Here is an 18,485-nt window from a genome sequence, read left to right as displayed (position 1 = left end):
TGTCGCTGTGGCGGAAAGGGCGGCGGATCGGCTTCGATCCACCGCCCTTCGTATCGGTCAGCGATACTGCTTCAGGATGCGGTCGGCTTCCTGCTGCGCATCGCCCATCGCCTGCGCCGGCGTCTTGGTGCCGGTCAGCGCGGCCTCGATGCCGTCATCGATGACGCGGGCGACACGCTGGTTCTCATGCGTCGAAAGCTCCGGCACCATGTAGGGGATCTGGTCGTGCGGGACGGCGGCACCCGGGAATTCCTTGACATAGGCCTGCATCGCCGGCGTGTTCCAGGCATCGTCGCGCGGCGCGATATAGCCGGTCTTGATGCTCCATTCGGCGGCCTGGTCGGCCGAGGTCAGCCATTTCGCGAACTGGAAGGCCGCCTGCTGCTTCTCGGGCGCCGTGCCGTTGAAGATGAAGATGTTGCCGCCGCTGGTCGGCGCGCCGCGCTTCTTGTGCTCCGGCAGCATCTGCACGCCGAACGGGAACGGCGCGTTGGTCTTGACATTGGTCAAATTGCCGCTGGTCGTGGTGATCATGGCGGCACGGCCCTCGAAGAAGTCCTTCGGGTTGGTCGCCCACTCGATCACGCCGGGCTTCATCACCTTGTGCTTGAGCGCCAGGTCCGTCCAGTACTGCAGTCCTTCGACGACCTCGGGGGAATCGAAATAGGTCTTGTCCCCCGAAACATCGGCGATCGTGCCGCCATTCTGGGCGACATAGCCCTGCAGCAACCAGTAGGAGGTCAGCGACGACGGCACCTGCATGCCCCATTGCGTGACGTTGCCGCTGGCGTCGCGTTTGGTCAGCTTGGTGGCGAAATCGACGACTTCTTCCCAGTTTTGCGGGCCGACATCCGGGTTGAGGCCGGCCGCCTTGAAGGCATCCTTGTTCCAGAAGAACACGGTCGTACCGCGCTGGAAGGGGATGCCCCAGGTCTTGTCCTCGCTCTTGCTGTTGGTCATGAACACCGGCGAAAATCCGGCGAGCCAGGCCTTGTCGTCGTCGGTCTTGACCAAGTCGTCGATCGGCGCGATCGCGCCTTCGTCGATCAGCGTGAAGAGATCGGCCGACAGCATGACCGCCAGTTCCGGCGGCTGGCCGGCCTTGAACGCGGTCAGCGACTTGCTGATCGTCTCGGAATAGGTGCCTGAGTAGATCGCCTTGACCTTGATGTCGGGATTGGCCGCCTCGAACCGAGTGATCAGGTCATCGACGATCTTGGTCACCGGACCGCCGATGGCCACGGGATAATAGAAACTGACTTCGACCGGCTCGGCCTGCGCCGCGCCAAGGCTCAGGCCTGCTCCCAACAGCGCGGCGCCAAGCCACTTGCCACTTCTTGCAAACATCGTTTCCTCCGGTTTGTGATGTTTTCTCGTTGTCGTCGCCAATCGGCCTGCTTCGAGACCGCGGGCCGTTCCCGGCAGGTCAGGGCACCGCGCGCAGCACGCGCTCGCCGACCGCCTGACCGACCAATACCTTGCGCTCGGCCCTGTTGCCGTCCGCCTCGTCGAAGACGTGCATGGCGTCGGGCAGCCAGCCCAGCCGCACCTGGTCGCCAACGGACTGCCGACGGATGCCGTCCACGCGCACCTGCAGAAGCTGGTCGCCGACGACGCACTCCAGAATGCTGTCGGCGCCGTGATATTCGATGCCGCGGATGATGGCGGGAACGACGCCATCCGGCTCGATCCGGATCTCCTCCGGCCGCAGCCCGAGCGACAGCCCATCGCCCTTGCCTTCGACCAGTGCCGGCCCCGCCGATCCCTTGATTACGGCGCCGGCCGGCCCATCGGCCAGCGAGACGAGGTTCATCGGCGGCGTGCCGATGAACCTTGCCGCGAACGACGTCGCCGGCCTGAGATAAAGCCCTGCCGGCTCCGCCTTCTGCTCGATGCGGCCGCCGCGCATGAGGATGACCTGATCGGCAAGGCTCATCGCCTCGATCTGATCATGCGTGACATAGACCATGGTCATGCCCAGCGCCTGCTGGATGGTGCGTATTTCCTTGCGCATCTCGTGACGAAGCTGCGCGTCGAGGTTGGACAGCGGCTCGTCCATCAGGCACACCGACGCCTCCGCGACGATCGCCCGGCCGAGGGCGACGCGCTGCTGCTGACCGCCCGAAAGCTGGGAAGGCTTGCGGTCAAGAAGCGCCCCCAGCCCGAGAATGTCGGCTGCCTTCTTGAGGCGGCGCGTCCGCTCCCCGGCCGGCACCCGCCGTACCTTGAGACCGAATATGATGTTTTCCGCAACGCTGAGGTGCGGGAAGAGCGCATAGGACTGGAACACCATGGCCAGGCCGCGCTTGGCCGGCGGCTGCACGGTGACGTCCTTGCCGCCGATGAAGATCTGGCCGGAAGTGACCGAATCGAGGCCGGCAATCAACCGCAGCGTCGTCGACTTGCCGCAGCCTGACGGTCCAAGCAGCACCGTCAGGGTGCCGGGCTTCACCTCGAAGCTGACATCCTTCACGGCGTCAAAGGTCGCCCACCTCTTGTTGAGGTTCCTGATCTCGATGCCGGACATGGTGCCTCCCTGTTCCGGTAACCTCCCGCCCGATCCCTCCGGAATCCGCGCAGCGAAGACGCGCTCGGGCTGGCGATCCGTTGATCGCTAAAATCGAATATTGAACTATCTTTCTCAAGTCAATACAATTGTACAATTCTGAAGCAGCGACGCGTCAGACCACGCCCACCGGCAAAGAGAGATCCATGGCCTCGATTCGAATTATGCAGATATCCGACACCCACCTGTCGCCGCGAACCCACCGGTTTCACGAGAACAATGAACTCATGATCGACGTGCTGAAGACCGCCGATCACGACCTGATCGTCCATACCGGCGACATCACGCTCGACGGCATCCGCTTCGAGGAAGACTATCCCTTCTGCCGCTCGTTCCTGGAGCGCGCCGGCAAGGACATCCGCTATATCCCCGGCAATCACGATGTCGGCGACAATCCACGCCTGTCGCAGCCCGAAACCGCCATGGGCAGCGCCATCAGCCCGACCAGGCTTGACCGTTACGAGCGCTATTATGGCGCCGACAGATGGTCGATCGACCGCGGCAACTGGCGGCTGCTCGGCATCAATTCGCTGCGTGTCGGTTCGGGACTGGACGGCGAGCAGCAGCAATATGACTGGATCGGCGAACAGCTGGCGACGCTTGGCGAGCGGCACCTGGCGCTGTTCTCGCATCAGCCGCTCTATGTCGACACGCCGGAAAGCACCGAGCTGACCTACTGGACAGTCGATCCGATCGGTCGTGAGAACCTGCACGAATTGATGGCGCACAAGCAGCTGAAGATGATCGCCAGCGGGCATCTGCACCAGCAGCGCTCGCGCGGCCACGATGGCGTGAGGCTCGAATGGTGCTCGTCGATCGCCTTCACCACCCGCGAGGAGCTGGTGCCCGAAATGGGCGGCAACCGCGAGGTCGGCTATCTCGAGCACGTGCTGCATGATGACGGCGGCATCGAAACCCGCGCGGTGACGATCCCGGGCTTCGTCAACAGCTATCTCGACGACTGCCTGCTCGAGGTCTACCCGAAATACTGATCGCCCCATGCTCGAGAACGCAAGAAGGGCGCGCCGGTGATCCGGGCGCCCTTTTTTAACTTCGAATCCGGTTCGTCCGATCCTTTCGGGATCAAGTCTCAGGCGACCGCCTGTTCAAGAGCCCCGTCGAGTTCCGACAAGGCGCCCGCCGGCACGAGGGCATGGCCCATCCAGTTCAGGCAGGTGACCGAGGCAATGCCGGAATCGATCAGGCTGTTTTCGTCACCCGGCGTCGTGGCGTAGTTGCGGTCGGCCAGCGGCTCGATGCGGGCGCTGCGCCCATCCTCGGCATGAATGATCACCCGCGTCGCGCATTTGTCACGGCCGATGCGCGCCGAACGCATGGGCGCCGGCACAGTGCGCGGCAGGTTGACACTCAGCCAATGTCCCTCCTGGGCCCATTCCTGGCGGGTGTTCCAAAAACCCTCGATGCGCGCCGCCAGCCATGCGACCTCGTCATCGCCATAGGCCTGGCTGTCGCGCGGCATGGAGAAGGCCACGCCGGCAATGCCGCACAGCGCCGCCTCGCGCGCCACCGCCATGGTGCCGGAGTAGGAGACATCCTCGGCGACGTTGCGCCCCTCATTGATGCCCGACAGCACCAGATCGGGTTTCGCACCGTCGCGGAACACCCAGTGCATCGCCCCGATGACGCAGTCGGCCGGGGTGCCGGTGCACGAATAGCGCCGGGGCGCTACCTGCTCAACGGCAAAGGCCTGCCGCAGCGTGATCGAATGACCAAAGCCACTGCGGTTGCCGCTCGGCGCCACGGTCCAGATGTCGTCGCTCAGCAGCGCCGCTGCCCTTTCCAGGATCGCCAGACCGGGCGCGTCGATTCCGTCGTCATTGGAGAGCAGTATTCGCATGTCATATCCTTCTGGCTGCGCCCGAGCGTCTTCATAATTCGTACATTTATGCCATATTGAGAATTATTGTACAATTCCGTAAGATGAACTCGGGCAGGCTTTTCGGTTTGCTGGATTTCCACGGGCGGCCGGCGCGCGAGCGGCCGCGTGATTTCCCTCCGTCGGCAAATCGTCTAATGGGGGTACGTCTTGAGGGAAGTGGGCATGGCAGGTTCGGAAAAGCGACCGAGGCGGACGAAATTCCAGTCCGACCAGGACGAACTCAAGCTGAGAGCCGCCTATCTCTATTATGTCGAGGGCCTGACCCAGGAACAGGTTGCCCAGCATCTCGACATCAGCCGCATCAAGGCCCTGCGCCTGCTTGCGGCGACGCGTGAGGACGGTACGGTCCAGATCACCATCAATTCGCAGGCCGAATCGCTGATCCGCCTGCAGCGGAACCTGGAAAAGCACCTCGGCTTGACCGAGGCGATCGTCGTGCCCGCGTCGAGCCAGGACGAGGAGAGCGTCGCGGCCGTCGTCGGCCACGCCACCGGACGCTACATTTCCGAACAGGTCACCAACGGACTGTCGATCGGTGTCGGCTGGGGCGCCACGCTGCAGGTCTGCATGCGGTCGCTGATCTGGCGCGAGGTCAACGACATGACCGTCATTTCACTGCTCGGCGGCCTGACTCATGCGACAGCGCACAATCCTTCGGCCGTCGCCTGGCGCTTCGCCGAATTCTACCGCACGGAACTCTATCAGATCACCGCGCCTGTCTTTGTGCCCGACCGCGAACTGGCCGACGCACTGTGGAAACAGGATGATCTCAAACAGCTCTACGAGCGGGCACGTGCCGTTGACATCGCTCTGCTCAGCGTCGGCGATGTCGGCACCCAGGCCTCGATCTTCCGCCGCGGCATTCTCAACTGGTCGGACGCCAAGAGCCTCAAGGATGCCGGTGCCGTCGGCGATGTGCTCTGCCATTTCGTCGATGCCGACGGCAATGTGCTTGACCATCCCGTCAACCATCGCGCCATGGCCATCAATCCCGCCGACATCAGCAGGGTGCCGAAGGTGATCATCTCGTCGGGGGGCCTGCGCAAGATCCACGCCATCCGCGCCGGCATCGCGGCGACCAACGCCAAGCTTCTCATCACCGACGTCGCCGCCGCCCAGGCGCTACTCGAGCTTCCTCCGCTCGAACAGGCCTCCTGACACGACAGCGGCAGCGCACCCGTCACTTAGGCGGATCATGGGCTTGTCCCTGGACACAGCTGTGCGTAAAAGGCAGGAATATGCATCGGTAGGGGCTTTCCGATGAACGTCCAACAAAGGCTGCGGCCTGCATCACCGGGCGACGGACCGGCACATGCGATCGGCGGCATCTTCGCTGCGGAATTGCAGATTCCCTCGGTCGGTCTCGACGACAATTTCTTCGATCTCGGCGGCGACTCGCTGATGGCCGAGACCCTGGTGCTTGCCGTGCAGAAACGATTCGGCGTCAAGCTCCAGACCTCCATTCTGCTCGAAGCGCAGACACCGCGCGAATTCGGCAGGCTGATCGCGTCGCTGGTGCCGGTCCATCCGGCGCGCGAGCTGATCGTGCCGGTGGCGGGCAGCATCGGCCATGAGCCGATTGCCATGATCCATGGCATTACCGGCTCGGCCTTGTTCGCCAATCGCTTCGGCAAGCGGCTGAAAGAGAAATACGCCATCATGGCCGTGCGCGGCATGGGCACCGAGCCCGGCGAGACGCCTTATTCCAGCATGGCCGAAATCTGCTCCAGCTATTTCGAGGCCCTCACTTCGGTGACCGGCCAGCATCCCGACGTGATTGGTGGCATTTGCGTGGGTGGCCTCCTGGCGATCGAGGTCGGCCGGCTGAGCCATGAGGCGACCGGCAAGCGGCCCGCCATCGTGCTCATCGATCCGCCCTCGCCCGGCTCCGCCTGGCTGAAACCGATGCCCAACGACCGCCTGACGGACAGCCGGCGCCGCCAGATCACCCGCAAGGTGATCTATTGGCGCTTGCTGCGCGATGCGATGAGCGCGGTGGGGCTGGGACAGACACGCCTGGGGCGGCATCTGCGCAAGAAAGCCTACAAGAGCGCGTTGTTGCAGGCCGCGGCCGGTTTCGTGCCTTCCTCCTATCCCTGCGACGTTCTCATCCTCGCCAGTTCCGAATGGGGCGCCACGACGGTGAAGGATTACAAGGGCTGGGCATCCGACAAGGCCAGCGTGAAGACGGTCGTCATGCCGGGCACGCACAACAAATTCCGCAAGGCCAACATGGACGCGATCGACGCGGAGATCCTCACTTTCCTCTCCGAAAGACCCGGGGCGACACGCGTCCAGCACCAGCGATGAGTTTTGGCCGGCAGATACTGAAAGCCTTCGCGGCCCATGGCGACAAGGTCGCGATGGTCAATGACCGTTCGCAGATCACCTACGCGCAAGCGCTGACGCAGATCGGACATCTGACGGCAAACTTCAACGCATCGGGCATCAGGCCCGGCGACCGCGTCGGCCTTGCCATGGTCGACAACATCGACGTGGTGCTGTCCATCCTCGCCTGTTGGAAAAACAGCGCAACCCCCGTGGTTATCGATTTTCGAACGCCCAGAAGCCAGCGTGCAAGACAGGCGCGCGACTTCGGCTTGAAGATGGTTTTCGAAAGCCGTGCCATGCCCGGCGACGAAATCTATCCGAACGCCCTCTTTGATACCGGCTGGAAATCGGCCTCGGCGCCGGGATTCGAGGCCAGCGCCCCGATGGATGATGCCAATCCGGCCTTCCTGATCTTCTCGTCCGGCACCACGGGCGACCCAAAGGCCTATACACAGTCGCACGAAGCGCTTGCCCGGCGTATCGCGGCGCGCCGGAGCGTTGTGGAGGGAACCGCCAAGCGATTTCTGACGCCGATGGCGCTGTCCTACTCGGCAATGCGCCACCAGACTTTCGGGTATCTGCTTTACGGCGGCGTCGTCCGGTTCTTCCCGCCGCTGTTCACGCCCTCCGAACTCATCGAGGCACTGCTGTCGTTCCAGGCAAGCGGTACGGCGCTGGCACCGTCGGTGATAGCCCGAATGGTCAAGGAAACCGGTGAGCGCGCCACCCATCTGCTCCCAAAACTCTCCGTCCTCTACAGCATAGGCGGACCGGCCAGGGGCGAAGACAAGATCGCCGCCTGGCGCTACATCTCGCCGGGTTACCGGATAAGCTACTCATCGAGCCTCACCGGCATAATATCCTCGCTGTCGGGTTCAGATATCCTGGCCAAGCCCGAAAGCGCGGGCCGCCCAGTGGCGGGTGTTCAAATCGAGATTGTCGGTCCCGACGGCCACGTGCTGCAACAAGGGGACAGGGGGCTGATCAAGGCCCGGACCCCGACCATGGCATCGGCCGTCCTGATGCCCGGCAACCGCCTCTTCGTCGATCCACAGATCATGGGCTCGGACTGGGGCATTCCCGGCGACATCGGTTTCCTGGATGCCGACGGCTTCGTGACGATCGTCGACCGCGAGGCCGATATGATCGTTCGCGGCGGCGTCAGCGTCGCGCCCCAGGAGCTTGAAAAACTGATCCGCGCCCATTCCAAGGTGCAGGACGTCGCCGTGGCCGGTTTCGCGGACGAGACCATGGGGCAGGAAATCGCGGTATTCATTGTTTCCGAACAGGGAACGATTGAGGAATTCCAGGCATTCCTGCGCGCCAACATCGCACCCGACCGACGGCCGCGCGAGATACGGATCGTGCCATCATTGCCCTACAGCAGCAACGGCAAGTTGCTGCGCCGCCAGTTGATCGAAACGCTGGCGCGCGAATAAACTAAAAGATCCCCCAGATACCGGCGAGCCAGGGCGTCGGCCATGGCTGGGACGCCAGCATATCGAAAACCGAATAGACAAAAACCGTCGTGGCGGCGGCGATCGTCAGCGGCGACCGCCATGACTTCGAGCCAAGCACCGCGATGCTGCCGGCCACGAAAATGAAAGTCGCCGCCAGGTGTCCGACCAACAGGATGAGGACTGCCAGGGCAAGGCAGAGGCCCAGCACCGCAAGATTGCCCTTCATGGTTGGTTCCGTGGCCGGCGACCATTCGCCGGGAGCCCCGGCAGGCGCGGACGGGACGGGCGTGGAGGGCGTCCACCATCGCAGTGTCGTCCGCACTGTCGTCGTGAGCGAAAACACCATCAGCAATCCAGCCGTGATGATCGGGAAGATGGCGGCCTCGAAGGGAAAACCGGTCGCGGCGGTCACCAATGCCGCCAGCGCCAGCAATGTCATGGCGGCGCCGGCGATGATATCGGGCAGCGCGGGCGGCAGCGGGCCACCTGGGTTTCTGGCCCTGATCCACGACAGCGTCTGCCTGATGACGCCGACCACGGCCAGTCCAAGCAGCAGCAGCACCAAGGGCTGGGCGAGCCACGACCAGCCGGAAATCTGGTAGGCGAGAAAGAAGTAATTCTCGAGGCTCGGCCCAAGAACGAAACCCAAGGAGAAGGCCGAGCGCGGCCAGTTGAGTTCCTTCATCGCCATGCCGATGGCGCCGACGCCGATGACCAGCGCAAAATCGAAAGCGCTCATGTTGGTCTGGTAAGCGCCAACCACGATGAAGGTCACCACCAGCGGCACCAATATCGCGGCCGAGACCTGCGCCACGCGCGCCAGCGGCCGGGTCAGCACGAGGCAGGTCACCGCGCCGACTATGTTGGCCACGGCAATGCTGAACACCATCGACATGGTGAGCGCGGCATTCTTGCCGAGCATGTCCGGTCCGGGAACGAGCCCGTGCACGACAAAGGCGCCAAGCAGAATGCTCATCGAGGCCGAACCCGGCACGCCGAAGGCGATCGTCGGAATGAGCGAGCCGCCTTCCTTGGCATTGTTGGCGCTTTCAGGAGCGATGACGCCCCTGACGTTGCCCTCGCCGAACTTCGGTCCGGAGCCTGGCCGGCGTGACGCATAGCCATAGGCGATCCAGTCCAGCACCGCGATGCCGACACCGGGAACGGCACCAAGCAAGGAACCTATGGTGCTGCATCGCAGGACCAGCGGCCATTCCCGCAGCGTGTCCATGATGCCTTGCCACATGCCGGCATAGGTCGGCCTCTCCGCATTGCCCTGGATGGAGCCGCGCAACAGAAGCGACGCCAGTTCCGGCAGACCGAACAGGCCGAGAAACACCAGGGCAACCGGCAGACCGTCCCAGAGATAGATTTCGCCGAAGGTCCATCGGTCGATGCCGGCGATCTTGTCGATGCCGACGAACGAGGCCAGCATGCCGAACATGGCCGCCGCCAGCCCCTTGAGCGGCTGGCTCCCCGCCAGCATGGCGACGATGGAGAGGCCAAAGGCGCATATCGCGAAGAAGTCCGGCGTCTTCAGGTAGAGGACAAGCGGCCGCATGACCGGGATCGCCGCCGCAAGCACCAGCGCGCCGAACACGCCGCCGATCATCGACGCGGAATAGGAGGCGCCGAAGGCACGCGCGGCTTCGCCCTTCTTGGCCATCGCATGGCCATCAAGCACCGTTGCCGCGGCGCCCACCGAACCCGGAACGCCGAACAGGATCGCGGGTATGGTGTCGGAGGTGGTGTTGACCGATCCCATGCCAAGCAGCAGCGCGAAGGCGGCATAGGCGTCCATGTTGTAGGTCATGGGGATGAGCAGCGCCATCGCGAACAGCCCGCCAATGCCGGGGACGACGCCGACAATCAGGCCGGCGAAAACACCGGTCACCAGCATCAGCATACGGAATGGCTGGGCCATCTCGAAAATGGCGGTGAGGATCAGATCCACCGTTGAGCCTCGCCGGAAATCTACTTCACCAGATTTCTGGCGGTTTCGAATACGTCCGGATCCACCTTCAATTGCTGCGCCACGAGCCGGCTTATGTCTTCGCCGCTGGTGGCGTTGACGGTCATTTCGCTGAGCTTGCCGATATCGGCCAGAAACGCCGGATCCTTGACCATCTCCATATAGCCCTTGCGAAGCGCTTCGACGGTGTCCTTGGGTGTTCCCGGCGGAACAACGAGCGGGTGATGGAACTGCAAGGTCGTCTCTATGAGCGCGGCCGCCTCCCGAACCTCAGGGTCTTCGATCCTGGCCGTGAACTTCTCCTGGCCTGCAACCGTGCCCGGGCCAAACGTTCCGACGAGGTTGAGCGTGTCGCGGTTTCCGGAGATGTTGTAGCTGGAAACACCGCACATTCCGGCGATTTCGCCGCGTTGCATTGCCAGTTCGATATCGGCGGTGCCTTCAAAACCCGTGACGATCTTGAATTTCGCCTTCAGCCCGTTCTTGACCAGCGCCGCGAAAATATAGGTCACGCTGCTCTTGCCGGTCGCTCCAATCAGGAAATCGGACTGCAGGAACTTGTCCATCGTGTCGATGCCGGAGCTTTTGGCGGTCAGGCAATAGGCCGGTTCGTTGACGAGCGAGCCGATCCATTGCAGGGCCAGCGGGTCGAAATTCGCGTTCTGGGGATCGAGCACCGGAGCATAGGACATCGCCTCGCTGACCGAAGCGATGACGCTTCCATCGGCCGGCTCGCTGCCCAGCACCATCTTGGTGAGCTTGAGGCTGCCGCCGCCCGGCACATTCTGAACGACGATATCAGGGTTGCCGGGCAGGAACCGGGCAAAATGACGAGCGATCAGCCGCGATGTCTGGTCGTAGCCGCCGCCGGGGCCATAGCCGACCTTGATCGTGATGGTCTTGAATTCGACCGCCTGTGCCTGCGCGCACATTGCAAGGACTAGGCCAGCCACAAGAAAGGAGAGAACGCGCAAAGCGCGGAAAATCACAGTCAACGTATCAACCCCGCATCAAACCCAAAGCGGTTCTAACCCATGACTTTACAAATCGGTAATAATTTTCACGGGGGGTGATACGGGATCGGATCACAGTTACGACAGCCAATCCGTGACGTGCAGCGAGCGTCAGCGTCCTGATCCTGTCGGCGGCATATGCATTATCCGGCGACTGGAAAATCGTGGAAATGCACGACCACCCCATCCCCGTCGATGAAGATCACGGCATAGGCGGGCGGCTCGTGGCCCAGGCCCCAGCTCTGCGAAAAATCGAGCGCGGTCTGGTGGTTCGTGCTGCGCAGCGTGCTGACCGGTATGCCGCGCCAGCTGCCGGCGATCAGCCGATGGACGTGGCCCGCGAAGATGTGGCGGACATTGCCGTGGCGCGACAGCACCGCGTGGAAGCTATCGGCGTCGGCGAGCCCGACCTCGTCGAGCACCGGTATGTGTATCCGAAACGGCGGGTGGTGCATGAAGACGAAGGCCGGCCTGTCGCGCGCCTCTTGCAGCCGTTCGTCGAGCCAGTCGAGACGCTCCGCGCACAGCCTGCCCTCGACATGGCCGCTGTCCAGTGTGTCGAGCAGGATCAGCCGGCCCTCGCTGCCATCGAAAACGCTCTGCGCGAACCCTTGCTCGGCAGCGGCGTCGGGAAACATTTCAAGGAAAAGCGCGCGATCGTCATGGTTGCCGAGCATCAACCGGCAAGGCGGAGAAAATTGCGCCAGCCTCTCCCGCAATGCCGCGTAGGCGGCACGCTCGCCATCATTGGTGAGGTCGCCGGATATCACCACCAGTTCGGCATCGGCATGGTTCTTGCCGATGTCCGCCAAGCAGGCGTCCAGCCTGGCGAGCGGATCGGAGCCATAGAGAAGGCCACCCGGCGTCATCAGATGCGGATCGGAGAGCTGGATGATTTTCATGGGCGTCGACCTGTGGCTGAGGATTCAGGAGGAACTGTCTGGAAGTCGCTCCGCGTCATGCGGAACAAAACTGCCGCGCACGACAAGCGGCACGTTGAAGCGCTCGCGGATGGGCGCAAGATCCGGCTGCCGCTGGCGCATATCGAGCAATGCCACGGCACGGGCGGCCATCATCTCCGGATCCTGGCGGAAGGTGGTCAGCCGGTAGGCAAGCCAGCCGGCTTCGGGAACATCGTCGAAGCCGATCACCGAGAGATCGCCGGGGATGTCGAGCCCGGCCTGCCGGGCGTGGTCCATGACGCCGAAGGCGATGAGGTCGTTGACGCAGAAGATCGCCTGCGGCCGATCCTGGCTATCAATGAGAGCATTGCCCGCCTGCAGCCCGCCCGCATAGTCCGTGTCTCGGCCCCGCGCGATCACAACCTCGGCGCCAAGACGCGCTGCCTCGGCGCAGAATGCATCCTCGCGTTCGGTGATGGTGGGTGTACCCGACAGCGATCCCGCCAGACCAAGCTTCGTCATGCCGCGTGCGACGAACAATGCCGCCGCGAGCTTGGCGGCCGCGCTGCCGTCGGTCTGGATATGATCGGCTTCCGGTTCGGAGCGGCCGATGACGACCAGCGGCTGGCCGTTGCGCCGCGCCAGCTCGAAGAAGGACGAGGGCGGCGAGCCCGACAGGATGATCGTCGCCTCGGCGCGATGGCCAAGCAGCGTCTTCTGGGCCGATATCAGCTCCTGCTCGGTCTGGCCGGTGTTGATCATGACCGGAACATTGCCGCGATGGATCAGCGCCTTGGTGAGCGCAGCGGTGAGATGGGCACGAAAGCCGACTTCCGGCTTGGTCACCACCAGCCCCACCAGCCGGCTCTGGTTGGCGAGCAGGCCGCGCGCCAGATCGTTGACCTGATAGCCGAGTTCCTCGGCGGCGCGCATGATCTTTTCGCGCGTTTCGGTGGCGACGCTGGCGCCCGGCGTGAAGGCGCGCGACACCGCCGAGCGCGACACGCCCGCCTGGCGCGCGACATGCAGGGCGCTGACCGAGCGAAGCTTGTCCGAGGTCTTGTCGCCCGTGGTCGAATTCTCGTCTGCCGTCATTGGTCGACGCTCACGCTTTTCAATGGCCAACCCGCGACAGCACATCGGCCTTCAGGAACCGCTCGACGATCAGCATGAAGCCGATCGATGGGATGAGCAGCAGAAGTGCCGTGATCGAGGCGATCTGATAATTGCCGCCGGCGCCCGCCGAATAAAGCAGCAGCGGCAACATATTCACATCCGGCGCGCCGACGAAATAGCTGCCGGTGAATTCGTCGAGCGATTCCAGGAAGACGAAGATGGCGCTGGCCATCAGGCCGGGCATGGCGAGCGGCAAGGTCACATCACGGAAGGCGCGGAACGCTCCGGCGCCAATTGATCGGGCGGCCTGCTCGAGTTCGGCATCGACGGCCGAAAAAGCCGCCGTTGCGATCCACACGGCATAGACCAGGCCATGCACGGCATGCACCAGAACCACGCCGGTGATCGTGCCGTTGAGGCCGATCTGGTAGAAGACGCGCGCGATGTTGACATAGACCGGCAGGTTCGGAAACGCCTGCGGAATGAGGAAGGCGAGCAGGATCAGGCTGCGCAGCGGCAGTTTCAACCGCGCCAGCGCGTAGCCGGCGGGTATGGCCAGCGCCAGCGAGACGATGACCGTCAGCACCGCCACCAGGATGCTGTTCTGCAGCGAATCCATCGCACCGCCGCGTGGCGAGAAGACACGCTTCCAGACGCTGAAACCGTAGTCGAGCGGCAGGACATGCGGAAAATACCAGCGCTCCGCCACGGTCCACAGCAACAGATTGAGCAACGGACCGAAAATGATGAAGGCGAGCAGGCCGAGGATCACTGCCCTGGGCAGCCACCACAGGTCGATCCGCACTTTATGTCCCATGACGGATGATGGTGCGAGGCTCATGCGCGCTCCTTCATCGTGTGGCGCAGATAGATCCATGCAACGCCCGAGGTGATGACCAGCGAGATCAGGCCGAGCGCGTTGGCAACGCCGTAGTCGCCATAGGCATTGATGCGGAAGGCGATGTCTGCGGTGAGCATGGTCGGCGACTGTGCATTGACCATCAGCGGCACCGACAGCACCGACATCATCGTGACGAAGGACAGGATGAGCCCGACCAGCAGCGTCGTGGCGACCTGTGGCACGACGATCTCGATCAGGATGCGCAGCCGCGAGGCGCCGAGATTGCGCGCGGCCTCGATCGTGCCGCGATCGATCGACGCCATGGCGCCGGCGACCAGCAAGGCAACGAAAGGAACCTGCTTCCAGACGAAGGCGATGACGATGCCGCGCCAGTCGAGAAAAGCGGTGGCCTGCAGCGGCGTGATGACGCCGGCGCTGATCAGAAGATTGTTCATCAGGCCGTTCTTGGCGAGGAAGGTACGCAGGATCTGACCGACGACGATGAAGGGAATGAACATCGGCCAGCGATAGAGCCAACGCAGGATCGCCACCGCGCGCGGATTTTCGCCCAGCGTCAGATAGCCGCCGATAGCGATGGAAAACAGGCCGATCAGCAGCGTCGACAGGCTGACGATCAGAACGGTGAAGATCGTATCGCTGCGGTAGAGCTCGAACGACTTGACGAAATTTCCCATTCCGTAGCCGCCGTCCACTTCGAACGCGCCGATGACCGAAGCGGCAAGCGGGACGATGAACAACAGCACGATCACCGCCAGCGCGGGCAGGACGAGCAGCAGGCCGAAAAGTCGTTTCGACATCGTAGGTCTTTCACCGGATAGCGGACAGGCCCGCACCGCCCGGCAATGCCGGGCGGTGCGGGGTTCGAAGGTCAGTCAGCCCGCTCAATTCGCGGTCTGGCGCTCATAGGCTTCGAGGATCGCGTTGTTATAGGGAGCGATCGGGAACGGCTTGCCGTATTTCGCCAGGTCCGCCGGCGAGATGTCGACGAACAGCTTGTTCCAGGTTGCCTCGTCGAGCTTTGGCTTGACGAAATCGGCGTCGATGCCCGGATACCAGTTGAACTTCTTGACGATGCCGTCGGCCTGCACTTCCGGGCTGGTGGCCAGCGCCACGAACTTCTCGGCCAGTGCCTCGTTCGGGCTCTTGGCGGGGATGACGTAGTGCATCGGCTGGCCGGGCATGCCGGGCGCCGGCAGCACCAGTTTCAGCTCCGGCGGCAGCCGGCCGTCGGCCTGCCAGGAGTAGAACATGTCGACCCAGACCGGGCCCATGGCGATCTCGCCGCGGGACAGCATGTCGAGCGTGCCGGCATTGCCGGGCGTCAGCGTCGCATTGGCGGTGAACTCCTTCAGGCTGGCGAAGGCCTTGTCCCACTTCTTAGTCTCGGCCTCGTCGAAGGGGCCGTTCATCAGCTTGTTGGCGTCGCCCTCACCGAAGGCATAGATCCAGCCCATGACGAAGCTGACACCGGAGGCGCCGCCCTTGATGCCGTTATAACCGAACTGCTTGGGATGCTCCTTGGCCCATGCGACCAGTTCCTCGTAGCTCTTCGGCGGATTGGGCACCATCGCCGGATTGTAGGCAATCGCGGTCTGGCTGTTGAACATCGGCATGACATAGCCGCTGACATTGGAGCCCAGCGCCATGTCGGCATTGGAACGCGTCACCATCTTGCCGGTGTCGATTTTCGGGCGATAGGCTTCGAGATAGCCGGCTGTCACCATCGGGCCGGCGAACTTTTCGTGCACGACGGCGACGTCCGTGTCCCACTTCTGCGAACCCGCATCGGCCTGCGCCTTGAAGCGTTCGGTGATCTTCTGCGATCCGGCATCGCCCGGGCCGGTACCGACGACGCGCACGGTGTTGCCCGGATTCTGCTTCTCGAACAGCGGCCCGAGATAGTCGTTGATGTAGTCGACCATGTTCTGGTCGCCGGCGGTGAGAACGGTGAGTTCGGCGGCGGTGGCGGGTGATGCCATCAGGCCGAGAGCCAGTGCGGCTTGCAGGATTGTCTTCACGGAAAGGTCTCCAGTTGGATGAAGAGATTCAAGCTTCGGATGCTTCCAGGGAGCGGCTTTTGGCGCCGCCCGACCGGGAACGGGTTGGCGCCAACGGCGAAACCGCCGGCGCGTTGAACAGGAAAAGCACATCGGACGGGATGCGGACCTTGACCGCCTCGCCGACAGCGAACGCCTTGTGGGCATCGACCAGGACCATGTCGTCGCCGACCCTGACCGCATGGCGCCAGAGGCCACCGGGATAGCTGACGGTCTCGACATGGCCCGACAGTTCGAGCGTTCCGGCGGGAACGGCGTCCGTGGCGGTGCCCGCGAAAAGCTGTGCCGCCTCGGCCCGGAATCGCGCCTCGACGAAGCCGCGCGCCAGCGGGCGCCCCTCCAGCGGCACCGCGCAGGCGGCGTTCGCCGGCCCGGCTTCGATCTCGAAACGGGCCCGCAACGGCTGGCCCCAAAGTTCCACCCGGTTCTCCGCGCCCATGAAGGCGGCGACGAAGGCGGAAGCCGGGCGGTTGTAGACGGCTTCGGGCGTGCCCTGCTGCGCGATGCGCCCGGCATCGAGGATGACGATGCGGTCGGCCATCACCATGGCTTCCTCGCGATCATGCGTGACATGCACGGCGGTGATGCCGAGCCGCTTCTGCAGGGCGCGGATTTCGTGGCGCACGGTCAGCCTGATGCGCGCGTCGAGATTGGACAGCGGTTCGTCGAGAAGCAGGATTTCCGGATCGATGGCCAGCGCCCGGCCAAGCGCCACGCGCTGGCGCTGGCCGCCCGAAAGCTGCGCCGGCTTACGATCGCCAAGCCCATCGAGCCCCAGCAGTTTTTCCATCTCGCCGACGCGCCGCGCGATCTCGGTGCGCGCATGCCGCTTGAGCTTCAGCCCGTAGCCGATGTTCTGCGCCACCGTCATGTGCGGCCACAGCGCATAGGACTGGAACACCAGCGCCATGCCGCGCTTGTCCGGGGGCAGGCGGGTGACATCGCGGCCGGCTACCTTGATCGAACCCGCGCTTGGCGAAACAAAGCCGGCGATGGCTCGCAGCAGCGTGGTCTTGCCGCAGCCGGAAGCGCCCAGAAGGGCCACGAACTCGCCCTTCGCTATGCCCAGCTCTATGCCGTCCAGAACCCGCGAGGCGCCGTATCCGGCGCTGACACGCCCAAGTTCGAGGAAGTTTGCTTTGGTCATTTATCACCTTTGCACAGCTGTGCATTGCTATGTGCAAGCTGCCCGTTCTCGGGTCCCGAATAGGAGGTCTAGGTAACGGCTTGATGACGGTTTGAAGGGAAAGCCTCGCCTCTTTCCCTTCGTCAGCCGGTCAGTCGACCCGGCTCATGGCTGCGGAAAACCTCCCAATCCTTCCGCAGCCTCCATCAGGATACAATCATCCCGCAGCGATAGGGAACCGCCTTTTTCGGTACTGGTCGGTAAAAGCGGAAATGTTGCGACCCATGCGTTACTGCGCCGTCCAGCCGCCATCCATCGGCAAGGTCGTGCCGGTGATCTGCCTGGCTGAATCCGAGCACAGGAACAGCGCCAACGCGGCAAGCTCTTCGACGGTGACGAATTCCTTCGTCGGCTGTGCAGCGAGCAGCACATCATGCTTGACCTGTTCCTCGGTCATGCCGCGCGCCTTCATCGTGTCGGGAATCTGCTTCTCGACCAGCGGCGTCCAGACATAGCCCGGCGCGATGGCGTTGACGGTTATGCCGTCCTGCGCGACTTCCAGGGCGACCGTCTTGGTGAGGCCCGCAATGCCATGCTTGGCCGAGACATAGGCCGACTTGAACGGCGAGGCGACCAGCGCATGCGCGGAAGCCGTGTTGATGATGCGGCCCCATTTGCGTGCCTTCATGCCCGGCACCACCGCCTTGATGGCATAGAAGGCCGCCAGGAGATTGATGCGGATGATCGCTTCCCACTTGTCGTCGGGGAACTCCTCGATCGGCGCGACATGCTGGATACCGGCATTGTTGACGAGGATGTCGAGGCTGCCAAACGCCGCCTCGGCGTCGCGAACCATCGCCGTGACGGCAGCGCCGTCCATCATGTTGGCATCGGAATAGCGGCACTTGACGCCGAAATCCTTCTCGATGCCGGCGCGCTCCTGCTCTATTGCCGCGGCGTCGCCAAGGCCGTTGATGGTGACGTTGGCGCCCTCGGCGGCAAAGGCGCGGGCGATGGCCAGGCCTATGCCGCTGGTCGAGCCGGTAACGAGGGCATTCTTCGAAGACAGGGAACCCATGGTGATCTCGCGAGAGGTGGGAGGGAATAGGAGGATATAATTGTGCGTCGCAGCATGACAATGACAGAGCCATGTGTCGATGCGATTACAGCCAGACGACAG

The 18,485-nt window shown here is 63.4% G+C and carries 16 protein-coding genes; 4 read left to right on the top strand and 12 right to left on the bottom strand.

Annotated features, from left to right (window positions below):
• Positions 1–57: 57 nt before the first annotated feature.
• Together MesoLj_RS08380 and MesoLj_RS08375 are read right to left on the bottom strand one after the other, a co-directional pair.
• The gene (locus tag MesoLj_RS08380) at positions 58–1,347 is read right to left on the bottom strand and encodes an ABC transporter substrate-binding protein (protein WP_202325700.1); all 1,290 of its coding nucleotides are present in this window, start codon (positions 1,345–1,347) and stop codon (positions 58–60) included.
• Between the two features lie 79 nt (positions 1,348–1,426).
• Positions 1,427–2,527: an ABC transporter ATP-binding protein gene (locus MesoLj_RS08375; protein ID WP_202325699.1), complete on the bottom strand. Its 1,101-nt coding sequence runs from the start codon at positions 2,525–2,527 to the stop codon at positions 1,427–1,429.
• 185 nt (positions 2,528–2,712) lie between these two features.
• Between MesoLj_RS08375 and MesoLj_RS08370 the strand changes: the two genes are divergently transcribed.
• Positions 2,713–3,558, top strand: coding sequence for a metallophosphoesterase family protein (locus MesoLj_RS08370; protein WP_140772581.1), 846 nt, complete (start codon positions 2,713–2,715; stop codon positions 3,556–3,558).
• Between the two features lie 98 nt (positions 3,559–3,656).
• Here the strand turns inward: MesoLj_RS08370 and MesoLj_RS08365 are convergent, their stop codons facing one another.
• Entirely contained in the window at positions 3,657–4,424 is a 768-nt protein-coding gene (locus tag MesoLj_RS08365; protein WP_202325698.1) for a 5'/3'-nucleotidase SurE, read from the bottom strand.
• Between the two features lie 204 nt (positions 4,425–4,628).
• On the opposite strand from MesoLj_RS08365, the gene MesoLj_RS08360 reads away from it, so the two are divergent.
• From MesoLj_RS08360 to MesoLj_RS08350, 3 genes are all read left to right on the top strand, one after another.
• On the top strand, positions 4,629–5,624 hold the full coding sequence (locus tag MesoLj_RS08360) for a sugar-binding transcriptional regulator (protein WP_140772585.1): 996 nt from the start codon (positions 4,629–4,631) through the stop codon (positions 5,622–5,624).
• 102 nt (positions 5,625–5,726) lie between these two features.
• Positions 5,727–6,776 carry a thioesterase domain-containing protein gene (locus MesoLj_RS08355; protein WP_202325697.1) on the top strand — a complete coding sequence of 350 codons (1,050 nt, stop codon included), beginning with the start codon at positions 5,727–5,729 and terminating at the stop codon, positions 6,774–6,776.
• The gene (locus tag MesoLj_RS08350; RefSeq protein WP_202325696.1) at positions 6,773–8,236 is read left to right on the top strand and encodes a class I adenylate-forming enzyme family protein; all 1,464 of its coding nucleotides are present in this window, start codon (positions 6,773–6,775) and stop codon (positions 8,234–8,236) included. Before MesoLj_RS08355 ends, MesoLj_RS08350 begins: the two co-directional genes overlap by 4 nt.
• A gap of 1 nt (position 8,237) precedes the next feature.
• Here the strand turns inward: MesoLj_RS08350 and MesoLj_RS08345 are convergent, their stop codons facing one another.
• The 9 genes from MesoLj_RS08345 to MesoLj_RS08305 form a co-directional block, all read right to left on the bottom strand.
• Complete coding sequence (locus MesoLj_RS08345; RefSeq protein WP_202325695.1) at positions 8,238–10,211, bottom strand: tripartite tricarboxylate transporter permease; 1,974 nt, start codon at positions 10,209–10,211, stop codon at positions 8,238–8,240.
• 20 nt (positions 10,212–10,231) lie between these two features.
• Positions 10,232–11,161 carry a Bug family tripartite tricarboxylate transporter substrate binding protein gene (locus MesoLj_RS08340; RefSeq protein WP_244735321.1) on the bottom strand — a complete coding sequence of 310 codons (930 nt, stop codon included), beginning with the start codon at positions 11,159–11,161 and terminating at the stop codon, positions 10,232–10,234.
• Between the two features lie 224 nt (positions 11,162–11,385).
• Complete coding sequence (locus tag MesoLj_RS08335; protein ID WP_202325693.1) at positions 11,386–12,144, bottom strand: phosphodiesterase; 759 nt, start codon at positions 12,142–12,144, stop codon at positions 11,386–11,388.
• 24 nt (positions 12,145–12,168) lie between these two features.
• Positions 12,169–13,239, bottom strand: coding sequence for a LacI family DNA-binding transcriptional regulator (locus MesoLj_RS08330; protein WP_202325692.1), 1,071 nt, complete (start codon positions 13,237–13,239; stop codon positions 12,169–12,171).
• Positions 13,240–13,258: 19 nt separating this feature from the next.
• Positions 13,259–14,077 carry an ABC transporter permease gene (locus tag MesoLj_RS08325; protein WP_202327212.1) on the bottom strand — a complete coding sequence of 273 codons (819 nt, stop codon included), beginning with the start codon at positions 14,075–14,077 and terminating at the stop codon, positions 13,259–13,261.
• Between the two features lie 20 nt (positions 14,078–14,097).
• Entirely contained in the window at positions 14,098–14,919 is an 822-nt protein-coding gene (locus MesoLj_RS08320; protein ID WP_202325691.1) for an ABC transporter permease, read from the bottom strand.
• Between the two features lie 84 nt (positions 14,920–15,003).
• Positions 15,004–16,140, bottom strand: a complete 1,137-nt coding sequence (locus tag MesoLj_RS08315; RefSeq protein ID WP_202325690.1) for an ABC transporter substrate-binding protein — start codon at positions 16,138–16,140, stop codon at positions 15,004–15,006.
• A gap of 28 nt (positions 16,141–16,168) precedes the next feature.
• Positions 16,169–17,326: an ABC transporter ATP-binding protein gene (locus MesoLj_RS08310; RefSeq protein ID WP_202325689.1), complete on the bottom strand. Its 1,158-nt coding sequence runs from the start codon at positions 17,324–17,326 to the stop codon at positions 16,169–16,171.
• Positions 17,327–17,594: 268 nt separating this feature from the next.
• Positions 17,595–18,383: a 3-hydroxybutyrate dehydrogenase gene (locus tag MesoLj_RS08305; protein ID WP_202325688.1), complete on the bottom strand. Its 789-nt coding sequence runs from the start codon at positions 18,381–18,383 to the stop codon at positions 17,595–17,597.
• Between the last annotated feature and the right edge of the window lie 102 nt (positions 18,384–18,485).

It is taken from the genome of Mesorhizobium sp. 113-3-9 (assembly GCF_016756515.1).
Lineage (GTDB): Bacteria > Pseudomonadota > Alphaproteobacteria > Rhizobiales > Rhizobiaceae > Mesorhizobium.
This window is presented reverse-complemented; position numbering and strand designations above follow the sequence as displayed.

Coding starts and splice junctions, on each gene's coding strand:
- MesoLj_RS08370 (WP_140772581.1), top strand. CDS start 2,713: ATGGCCTCGATTCGAATTATGCAGATATCCGACACCCACCTGTCGCCG.
- MesoLj_RS08320 (WP_202325691.1), bottom strand. CDS start 14,919: ATGTCGAAACGACTTTTCGGCCTGCTGCTCGTCCTGCCCGCGCTGGCG.
- MesoLj_RS08355 (WP_202325697.1), top strand. CDS start 5,727: ATGAACGTCCAACAAAGGCTGCGGCCTGCATCACCGGGCGACGGACCG.
- MesoLj_RS08330 (WP_202325692.1), bottom strand. CDS start 13,239: ATGACGGCAGACGAGAATTCGACCACGGGCGACAAGACCTCGGACAAG.
- MesoLj_RS08305 (WP_202325688.1), bottom strand. CDS start 18,383: ATGGGTTCCCTGTCTTCGAAGAATGCCCTCGTTACCGGCTCGACCAGC.
- MesoLj_RS08310 (WP_202325689.1), bottom strand. CDS start 17,326: ATGACCAAAGCAAACTTCCTCGAACTTGGGCGTGTCAGCGCCGGATAC.
- MesoLj_RS08375 (WP_202325699.1), bottom strand. CDS start 2,527: ATGTCCGGCATCGAGATCAGGAACCTCAACAAGAGGTGGGCGACCTTT.
- MesoLj_RS08350 (WP_202325696.1), top strand. CDS start 6,773: ATGAGTTTTGGCCGGCAGATACTGAAAGCCTTCGCGGCCCATGGCGAC.
- MesoLj_RS08360 (WP_140772585.1), top strand. CDS start 4,629: ATGGCAGGTTCGGAAAAGCGACCGAGGCGGACGAAATTCCAGTCCGAC.
- MesoLj_RS08380 (WP_202325700.1), bottom strand. CDS start 1,347: ATGTTTGCAAGAAGTGGCAAGTGGCTTGGCGCCGCGCTGTTGGGAGCA.
- MesoLj_RS08340 (WP_244735321.1), bottom strand. CDS start 11,161: ATGTGCGCGCAGGCACAGGCGGTCGAATTCAAGACCATCACGATCAAG.
- MesoLj_RS08365 (WP_202325698.1), bottom strand. CDS start 4,424: ATGCGAATACTGCTCTCCAATGACGACGGAATCGACGCGCCCGGTCTG.
- MesoLj_RS08325 (WP_202327212.1), bottom strand. CDS start 14,077: ATGGGACATAAAGTGCGGATCGACCTGTGGTGGCTGCCCAGGGCAGTG.
- MesoLj_RS08335 (WP_202325693.1), bottom strand. CDS start 12,144: ATGAAAATCATCCAGCTCTCCGATCCGCATCTGATGACGCCGGGTGGC.